This window comes from Streptomyces sp. NPDC052701, assembly GCF_040678355.1.
In the GTDB taxonomy this organism is placed as follows: Bacteria; Actinomycetota; Actinomycetes; order Streptomycetales; family Streptomycetaceae; genus Streptomyces.
On record NZ_JBFATO010000061.1, the window covers coordinates 11009 to 21218 of the forward strand.

Here is a 10210-nt window from a genome sequence, read left to right on the forward strand (position 1 = left end):
CCGCGGCCGCACCCCACGCCCGCCCCCCCCCCCCCCCCGCCGCCGGGCCGGGCCCCCAGGGGCCCGGCCGGACTGCGTCGTGAGGGGAACGGAGACCGGCCGACAGTACACGGGCCTCAGGCGTCGGTCGCTTCCGGGACGGACGCGGACCACGCCAGCATGGCCCGCAGGGCCAGCGTCAGGTCGCGGCCCGAGGGAGCGCGCTCGGGGTCGACCAGGAACTGGGCCATCACACCGGTCGCCAGCGCCTGGAAGAAGGCACCCACCGCGTGCAGTGTCTCCTCGTCCAGGTCCTCGGCATCCTCGCCGGCAATGCTCTGGAACAGCTCGGTCATGGCCCGCCGGCCCTGCTCCACTCCGTCGGCGAGCGCGGGCTTCAGCTCCGGAACCCGGTCGACCTGGGCGAAGACCTCGAAACTGGCCAGCAGCAGCTGCCGGTTGGTGATGTACTTGTCGACGATCTGCGACCAGGCCGCTTCGAAGCGTTCCACCGGCGTCGCATCGGGGCCGACGTCCGTGACCTCGGTCGGGGAGATCTCCTTGCCGGACTCGTCCAGCGCTTCCAGCAGGGCCGCGTTCAGCAGCGCCTCCTTGGAGCCGTAGTGATAGCCGATGGAGGCCAGATTGGCTCCGGAGGCGGCCACGATGTCGCGCGTGGTCGTCCGCCCGTAACCCTTTTCGATCAAGCAGCGCTTGGCGCCGATGAGCAAGTCCTCGCGATGTCCCATGACCCCACCCTAACCGGCGTCTTATACGTACGTCTAATACGCTGCTGCGAACGCCGGCCCGAGCGCAAGGCCTGCGTGGTTCTCTCCTCGGTGTGCCGGCGCCCGGCCCGGTGCCGGGGCGCCCACCCCCTGCCCGCGAAGGCCCGGTCACACCCCGGCCGCGAGCGCGGCCCGGTCCGTCTTGCCGTGCGCGGTGACCGGCCACTCCTCGATGACGTGGAGCTCCTTCGGCGCCATGTACGCGGGCAGCGTCTGCGCGCAGAACGCGCTCAGCTCCGTGCCCTTGGGGGCCGTCCCGCCCGGCGCCACGGCCACGAACGCCGCCAGTACCGGCTCGCGGTCGGGCCGCTGGACCACCAGCACGGCGGCCGCGGTGATCCCCGGGTACTCCAGTACCTTCCGCTCCACCTCGCTGATCTCCACCCGGTTGCCGCGGATCTGCACCTGGGAGTCGATCCGGCCGCAGAAGTACATCTCGCCGCCCTCGCCCTGGTAGGCGAGGTCACCGGTGCGCAGCACCAGTTGTCCGCTCCAAGGGTTGAGCGGGTCGGGCACCTGGACCCGCCGAGTGGCCTCCGGGTCGTCCCAGTAGCCGGTGAACAGCGCCGGGGTCCGCAGATGGATCTCGCCCTGCACGCCCGGCTCCGTGATCACCTGGCCCGACTCGTCGACCAGCGTCATCTCGGCGCCGGGGTGGGCGAACCCGATCGACAGCTTCTCCAGGTCGTCCGGCAGCGGGTTGGGGACGTCCGTGAACGAGCACGCCATGGACTCGGTCGCCCCGTAGCAGTTGATCAGCCGGGCCTGCGGCAACAGCTGCTGGAGCTGCCGCAGTTCCGGCAGCGGGAAGTCCTCTCCGCAGAACAGCACCCCGCGCAGCTTCTCCAGCGCGGCCAGTTGGTCCGCCTCGTGCCGCAGCGCCGAGCGCCAGATCGACGGCACCCCGTCGACCTGCGTGACCTCCATGTCCCGCAGGAAGCGCACGAACCGGCGCGGCCAGCGCAGCGTGTCGCGGGGCACCGGCACGACGGCCGCGCCGCTGCCCAGGGCCAGCCCGATGTCGAGCAGCGAGAAGTCGAACTGGAGCGGCGACGTGGTGGCCACCCGGTCGTGGTTGCCGACGATGGCGTGCTGAAGCATGCCCCGGTAGAAGGACACGACCCCGCGGTGGCTCATCACCACGCCCTTGGGGCGGCCGGTCGTACCCGAGGTGAAGATGATGTAGGCGGTGTCGGTGCCGACCGGCTCGCGCCGGTGCCGCACCCGCGGCTGCGGCGGACGCTCCACCACAAGCCCCTCCGGGCCGAAGCGGCCGGTGCCGACCCCCTCCGGCAGGCCCGCCCGCTGTCCGTCCGCCGCCTGGAGATACAGGCCCGGCCGCGTCGTCTTCATGATGGTCAGCAGCCGCCTCAGCGGGGTCTCCGGGCTCACCGGCACGAACGCCAGGCTGAGCGTGGAGCAGGCCAGGAACATCGCGATGGCCGAGGCGGAGGTGTCGGAGTCCAGGATCACCCGGTCCCCGTAGTCGAGGCCGAGGCCGTCGAGGACGGACACGTAGTCGTGGACGCGCTGTTCGAGTTGCCGGTAGGTGAGCACGGCCGGCTCGCCATCCGCGCCCTCCTCGACCACGGCCGGGGCGTCGGGCGTGACCCGGGCCCAGGCGAGCATGAAGTCGTGCATCCGGTCGACCGGCGCGGAAACCGGCACGGACATTTCTTGGCGCAGGCTCACGTGATTGTTCCCCCATCTCTGGCGGTGGGTTCTGGCAGGCCCCGGATTCACCGGATCATTTCCGTCCGGCGGCGGGGCGCTGCACGCAGTCGGCCCGGATCCGTTCGAAGCGGGTTGTCGCAGGGCCGGCGGGGAGCGCGACCGGGCGCAGAATAAGGCGACCGGTAATGCACAATTATCGACTCTCGAGCGGATTCCTATCACGGGGGTCGGGGCCGGGCAAGGTTTCGCACCGTTCTCTGGGGGGCCGCGGCCCCTTCCTAGCAGCCCCCCGACTCGATGAATAACCCCTGGCCAAGTGCTCCGGGGTAGGACCTAGGGGTGGCTAGGGGTGACGGCTCGGCTTTTTCCTGCCGTACCGTGCCGTTGCGTGGCGGCCTTGCGTGCGGCCTGCCCACATGGCTAATCGATAATGTGGAGTGTGCCTCGATGAGCGAGTCTGGGACTTTCCTTTCCGCCGGCGACGAGGACACCTCGGCGAACCGATCGGGTCTCCTGCAAGAATTGGCGGAACTGCCCGTTTCGGAGCAGCGCCGAATTCTCCTCGACCTGGTCCGGGAACAGACCCGAGTCATGCTGAGGAAAGTGCGTCCCGAGCAGGACGCCGACGTCGACGTCAGCCGCCCGTTCAAGGAACTGGGCCTGGACTCGTTGGGCCTGGTGGAGATGCACGCCCGCCTCAACGCGGCCACCGGGCTGGCGCTGCCGGTCACCGTCGCGTTCGAACAGCCGACGCCCGCGCTGCTCGCCGAACACCTGCGGGCCGAGGTGCTCGGCCTCTCGGACGACCTCGACGAGCCGGAGCGGTTCGCCGTCGACGACGACCCGATCGCCGTCGTGGGCATCGGCTGCCGGTTCCCCGGCGGCATATCCTCCCCGCAGGATCTGTGGCGCGTGGTCGCCGAGGAGCGGTCCGTCGTCGACGACTTCCCGGCCGACCGCGGCTGGGACCTGGACCACCTCTTCGACGACGACCCCGACACCCCCGGCCGCAGCTATGTGCGCAAGGGCGGCTTCCTCGCCGAAGTCGCCGACTTCGATGCCGAGTTCTTCGGCATCGGCCCCCGCGAGGCACTCGCCATGGACCCCCAGCAGCGCCTCCTGCTGGAGACCGTGTGGGAGGCTGTCGAACGGGCCGGCATCGACCCCACGTCACTGCGCGGCAGCCGGGCCGGCGTCTTCGTCGGCGCCGGCGCCCACGAGTACGGCGTCCGCTCCCACGAGGACCCCCAGGGCACCGACGGCTACCAGCTGACCGGCACCGCGCTGAGCATCGCCTCCGGCCGGGTGGCCTACACCCTCGGCCTGGAAGGTCCCGCGCTCACCATCGACACCGCCTGCTCCAGCTCCCTGGTCGCGCTGCACCTGGCCGCGGAGTCACTGCGCCGCGGCGAGTGCACCCTCGCCCTGGCGGGCGGCGCGACCGTGATGGCCAGCCCCGCCACCTTCACCGAGTTCAGCCGCCAGCGCGGCCTAGCCCCCGACGGCCACTGCAAGGCCTTTGCCCGCGGCGCCGACGGCACGGCCTTCGCCGAGGGCGTCGGCATCCTCGTCGTCGAGCGGCTCTCCGACGCCCGCCGCAACGGCCACCGGGTGCTCGCCGTGGTCCGCGGCAGCGGCATCAACCAGGACGGCGCCAGCAACGGCCTCACCGCCCCCAACGGCGCCTCGCAGCGGCGCCTCATCCGCCACACCCTGGCCCGCGCAGGGCTGCTGCCCGACGAGGTCGACGTCGTCGAGGCGCACGGCACCGGCACCACCCTCGGCGACCCCATCGAGGCCCAGGCCGTCCTCGCCGCCTACGGCCGGGAACGCTCCGAGGGGCACCCGCTGTGGCTCGGCTCGGTGAAGTCCAACATCGGGCACACCCAGGCCGCGGCCGGTGTGGCCGGCGTGATCAAGGTGATCGAGGCGATGCGCCACGACGTCCTGCCCCGCACCCTGCACATCGACGAGCCCACCCCGAACGTCGACTGGTCCGCGGGCGACGTACGCCTGCTCACCGCCCCCGTCCCCTGGCCCGCGGGCGACCGGCCCCGCCGCGCCGGTGTCTCCGCCTTCGGCGTCAGCGGCACCAACGCCCACGTCATCCTCGAGGAACCGGACCCCGAGGACGCCGAGCCGCCCGCCGACACCCCGGCCGGCCCGGCCGCGGCCCGGCTCGTCCCGGTGCCGCTCTCGGCCCGGACCACCCCCGCCCTGCGCGACCAGGCGGCCCGTCTGCTCGCCCTCGTCGACGCCGACGAGCACTGCACGCCGGCCGACCTCGGCCACGCCCTCGCCACCACACGGGCCGCCCTCGACGAGCGCGCCGTGATCGTCGCCGCCGACCGCGCCGGACTCCGCGAGAGCCTTGCCGCTCTCGCCGACGGCCGCACCACGCCCGATCTGGTCCGCGGCACCGCGCAGGGCCGTGGCCTGGCCGTCCTCTTCACCGGCCAGGGCAGCCAGCGCGTCGCCATGGGCCGCGGCCTGTACGAGGCGTACCCGGTGTTCGCCAAGGCCCTCGACGAGGCCATCGGCTACCTCGACCTGCAACTCGAACGCCCCCTGCACGAGGTGCTGTTCGCCGAGGAGGGCTCGCCCGAGGCCGCCCTGCTGCACCGCACCGGCTTCGCCCAGGCCGCCCTGTTCGCCGTCGAGACCGCCCTGTTCCGGCTCCTGGAGTCCTGGGGACTGCGCCCCGACTTCCTCGCCGGGCACTCCGTCGGCGAACTGACCGCCGCCCACGTCGCCGGCGTGCTCTCCCTGGACGACGCCGCCACCCTCGTCGCCGCGCGCGGCCGGCTCATGCAGGCGCTGCCCGAGGGCGGCGCCATGCTCGCCGTACAGGCCACCGAGGACGAAGTCCTGCCGCTGCTGGGGGACTTCGCCGACATCGCCGCCGTCAACGGGCCCACCGCCGTCGTGGTCTCCGGCACCGGCGAGGCCGTCGAGGCGATCGCTGAACACTTCACCGCGCTGGGCCGCAGGACCAGCCGCCTGAGGGTTTCGCACGCCTTCCACTCGGCCCTCATGGAGCCGATGCTCGAGGAGTTCCGGCAGATCGCCGAGATCCTCACCTACTCCGCCCCCACCGTCCCGGTCGTCTCCAACGTCACCGGACGCCTGGCCACCACCGCGCAACTGTGCTCCCCGCAGTACTGGGTGGACCACGTGCGCCGGGCGGTCCGCTTCGCCGACGGGATACGCGACCTCGCCGACCGCGGCGTCGGCACCTTCCTCGAACTCGGCCCCGACGCCGTGCTGACCGCACTGGCCCAGCAGACCCTCGACACCGACGACGCCCTGTTCCTGCCCGCCCTGCGACGCGACCAGGACGAGCAGCACACCCTGCTCACCGCGGTCTCCCACGCCCACGCGAGCGGCGCCGCCCTCGACGGATCCGCCCTCTTCGCCGACCACGAGACCCGGCGGATCGACCTGCCCACCTACGCCTTCCAGCGGCGCCGCTACTGGCTCACGGCCCCGCCCGCCGCCGGCGACGCGCCCGGCCTCGGCCAGACCGCCGTGGACCACCCCCTGCTGGGCGCCGCCGTCGGCCTCGCCGGCGCCGACACCGCCGTCCTCACCGGCCGGCTCTCCCTGCGCTCCCAGCCCTGGCTCGCCGACCACGTCATCGCCGGCGTCACCCTGCTGCCGGGCACCGCCTTCGTCGAACTCGCGGTCCGGGCCGGCGACCAGATCGGCGCCGCCCTGCTCGAGGAACTGACCCTGGAGGCACCGCTGGCCCTCCCCGCGGAGGGCGGAGTGCCCGTCCAGGTGGTCGTGGGCGCCGCCGACGAGACGGGCCTGCGCCCACTGGAGATCCACTCGCGCGCCGACGACGGCGACGCGCCCTGGACCCGCCACGCCACCGGGCTCCTCGCCCGCGCGCAGAGCGTGTCCGACCCCGCCCCCGACACCGGCCTCACCGCCTGGCCCCCGCCCGGAGCGCGGCCCCTCGACGTCTCCACCCTGTACGAGGACATGGCCCGCGACGGGTACGGCTACGGCCCCGTCTTCCGCGGCGTCAAGGCCGCCTGGCTCGGCGACGGCGAGGTCTTCGCCGAGGTGGCGCTGCCCGGCGACGAGCACGCCACCGCGACCGCCTTCGGCCTCCACCCCGCGCTCCTCGACGCCGCACTGCACGCCGCCGACCACGCCTTCGGGCCGCAGTCCACCGGACAGGTGCACATCCCCTTCTCCTGGACCGGCGTCGCCCTGCACGCCGCCGGCGCGGCCGCCGTCAGGGTCCGCGTCGCCGCGACCGGCCCCGACACCCTCACCGTCGCCCTCGCCGACCCGGCCGGGGCACCCGTCGCGACCGTCCGCTCCCTCGTCCTGCGCCCCGTCTCCGCCGAGCAGCTGCGCGCCGCGCGCTCCGGCGCCGCCGGCACCCTGCACCGGATCAGCTGGCGCCGCCTGGTGCCGGCCGCCACGCCGGCCGCCACGCTTCCGGCCGCGTGGGACGGCACCGCCGAGGACCTGACCCGGCTCGCCACCGCCCCGTCCGGCGTCCCCTCCAGCGTCGTCCTCGACCTGAGCGCGGCGCCCGCCGGCACCGACGTTCCCGAGCGGACCCGCGACGCCGTCACCACCGCCCTCGACGCCGTACGCCACTGGCTCGCCGACGAGCGGCTCGCCGACGGCGTCCTGCTCGTGCGCACCCGCGGCGCCGTCACGCTCGACGACGACGAACCCGCCGCACCCCACCAGGCCGCCGTCTGGGGCCTGATCCGTTCCGCACAGGCCGAGAACCCCGGACGCATCGTCCTCCTCGACACCGACACCGACACCGTCCCAGACCCAGACAGCGACGCCGGCGCCCGCGCCGTCCTCGCCTCCGGAGAACCGGAAGCAGCACTGCGCGGCGACGCCCTGTGGGTGCCGCGCCTGCTGGCCCACACCGGGGCCGACGCGCCGGCCCCCCTGCCCTGGGACGACCGGCGGACCGTACTGATCACCGGCGGCACCGGCGGACTCGGCGCCCACCTCGCCCGCCACCTCGTCACCCGGCACGGCGTACGGCACCTGCTGCTCACCAGCCGCCGCGGCCCCGACGCCCCCGGCGCCCGCGACCTCGTCGCCGACCTCACCGCCGCGGGCGCCCACGCCGACGTGGTCGCCTGCGACGTGGGCGACCGCGACGCCGTCGCCGCGCTCCTGGACCGCGTCCCCGAGGACCACCCGCTCGGTGCCGTCGTGCACACCGCGGGCGTCGTCGACGACGGACTCGTCGGCGCCCTGAGCGCCGACCGCGTCGACACCGTGCTGCGGCCCAAGTCGGACGCCGCCTGGCACCTGCACGAACTGACCCTCGGCCTGGACCTGTCGGCCTTCGTCCTGTACTCGTCGCTGGCCGGCGTCCTGGACGGAGCCGGCCAGGGCAACTACGCCGCCGCCAACGTCTTCCTCGACGCGCTGGCCGTGCAGCGCCACGCCCAGGGCCTGCCCGCCACCGCCATCGCCTGGGGCCTGTGGACCGGCGACACCGGCATGGGCTCCCACCTCGACGCCTCCGCCCTCCAGCGCGCCCGGCGCCTCGGCATGGAAGGGCTCTCCCCGGAGGACAACCTCGCCCTGTTCGACCAGGCCGTCACCGTGGGCCTGCCCACCGTCGCCCCGCTGCGCGTCGACTACGACGCCCTGCGCGCCCGCGCCGACGGCGTCCCCGCACTCCTGCGCGACCTCGTCCGCGTGCCCACCCGGCGCGCGGTCGCCGGCCGCGCCGGCCTCTCGCCCTCCAGCACGCCCGACCGCTGGGCCGGCCTGGACGGCGCCGAACTCACCGCCCGCCTGCTGGACCTCGTGTGCGAACAGGTCGCCGACGTCCTCGGACACGACTCCGCCGACGCGATCAGCCGCACCCGCGCCTTCACCGAGATGGGCTTCGACTCCCTGGCCGCGGTCGAGCTGCGCAACCGCCTCAACACCGCGACCGGCATGCGCCTGAGCGCCACCCTCACCTTCGACTACCCGACCCCCCGCGCCCTCGCCGAGCACCTCGCCACCAAGGTCGGCGAACCCGTCGCCGCCACCCGCCCCACACCGCAGGCCGCCCCTCGACCCACCGACGAGCCGCTGGCCATCGTCGGCATGGCCTGCCGCTACCCCGGCGACATCGCCTCCCCCGAGGACCTGTGGCGGATGGTCGCCGCCGGCGAGGACGTCGTCTCCGCCTTCCCCACCGACCGCGGCTGGGACCGCGACCTGTACGACCCCGAGCCCGGCACCCCCGGCAAGAGCTACGCCCGCGAAGGCGGCTTCCTGCACGACGCGGCCGACTTCGACCCCGCCTTCTTCGGCATCAGCCCCCGTGAGGCACAGGCCATGGACCCCCAGCAGCGGCTGCTGCTGGAAGTCGCCTGGGAAACCCTGGAACGCGCCGGCATCGACCCGCACAGCCTCAAGGGCACCGACACGGGCGTGTTCGCCGGCGTCATGTACCACGACTGGGGCCTGCGGCTCGGCCCGCTCCCCGAGGACGTGGCCGGCTACCACGGCAACGGCAGCCTCGCCAGCGTCGTCTCCGGCCGCGTCGCCTACGCCCTCGGCCTCGAAGGCCCCGCCGTGTCCGTCGACACGGCCTGCTCCTCCTCGCTCGTCGCCCTGCACATGGCGGCCCAGGCCCTGCGCAACGGCGAGTGCTCCCTGGCCCTCGCCGGCGGTGTCACCGTCATGTCCACCCCCGACACCTTCGTCGACATGAGCCGACAGGGAGGTCTGTCCGCCGACGGACGGTGCAAGTCCTTCGGCGCGGGCGCCGACGGCACCGGCTGGGGCGAGGGCGTCGGCCTGCTCCTGGTCGAACGCCTCTCCGACGCCCGCCGCAACGGCCACCGCGTCCTCGCCCTGCTCCGCGGCAGCGCGGTCAACTCCGACGGCGCCAGCAACGGCCTGACCGCCCCCAACGGCCCCTCCCAGCAGCGCGTCATCCGACAGGCACTGGCCAGTGCCGGCCTGACGACGAGCGACGTCGACGCCGTCGAGGGCCATGGCACGGGGACGACGCTGGGCGACCCCATCGAGGCGCAGGCGCTGATCGCCACGTACGGGAAGGACCGGCCCGAGGACCGTCCGCTGTGGCTGGGCTCGATCAAGTCGAACATGGGACACACGCAGGCCGCGGCGGGTGTCGCGGGGATCATCAAGATGGTCATGGCGATGCGCCACGGGCAGCTTCCCCGGACCCTGCACGCCGATGAGCCGAGCCCCCAGATCGACTGGAGCGAAGGCGCGGTGGAACTGCTGACGCAGGCCCGCGCGTGGCCGGCGGGGGAGCAGGGAAGGCCGCGCCGGGCGGGCATCTCCTCCTTCGGCATCAGCGGGACCAACGCGCACGTCGTGATCGAGCAGGCGCCACAGCCCGAGCCGGCCGCCACCGAGGAGACCGACGGCACCTCCGACGCGACCACCCTCGTGCCATGGGTGATCTCCGCCCGTGCCCCGGAGGCCCTGCGCACCCAGGCGGCCAGACTGCGGGAGCGCCTCGACACCCTGCACGACGCCGAACTGCGCGCCGCCGGCCACGCGCTGGTCACGACCCGCGCGGCCCTCGAACACCGGGCCGTGGTGATCGGCGACGACCGCCCCTCGCTGGCCGAGCAACTCGACGCGCTCGCGGCCGGCAGCGGCTCGGCCGCGGTCGTCTCCGAGGCGCACGAGGGCAAGACGGCGGTGCTGTTCACGGGGCAGGGCAGTCAGCGGTTGGGGATGGGCCGGGGGTTGTATGCGGGGTTCCCGGTGTTCGCGTCGGCGTTCGATGCGGT

General features: G+C 73.9%; 3 protein-coding genes. 1 reads left to right on the forward strand and 2 read right to left on the reverse strand.

All coding sequences use genetic code 11. The features are described from left to right. Nucleotides 1–116 precede the first annotated feature (116 nt). Nucleotides 117–728, reverse strand: coding sequence for a helix-turn-helix domain-containing protein (locus AB0L29_RS34935; protein WP_365833296.1), 612 nt, complete (start codon nucleotides 726–728; stop codon nucleotides 117–119). Between the two features lie 147 nt (nucleotides 729–875). Further along, entirely contained in the window at nucleotides 876–2435 is a 1560-nt protein-coding gene (locus tag AB0L29_RS34940) for an AMP-binding protein (RefSeq protein WP_365833299.1), read from the reverse strand. A gap of 453 nt (nucleotides 2436–2888) precedes the next feature. Between AB0L29_RS34940 and AB0L29_RS34945 the strand changes: the two genes are divergently transcribed. Then, on the forward strand, nucleotides 2889–10210 hold a 7322-nt coding region (locus tag AB0L29_RS34945), incomplete at its 3' end, for an SDR family NAD(P)-dependent oxidoreductase (RefSeq protein WP_365833301.1).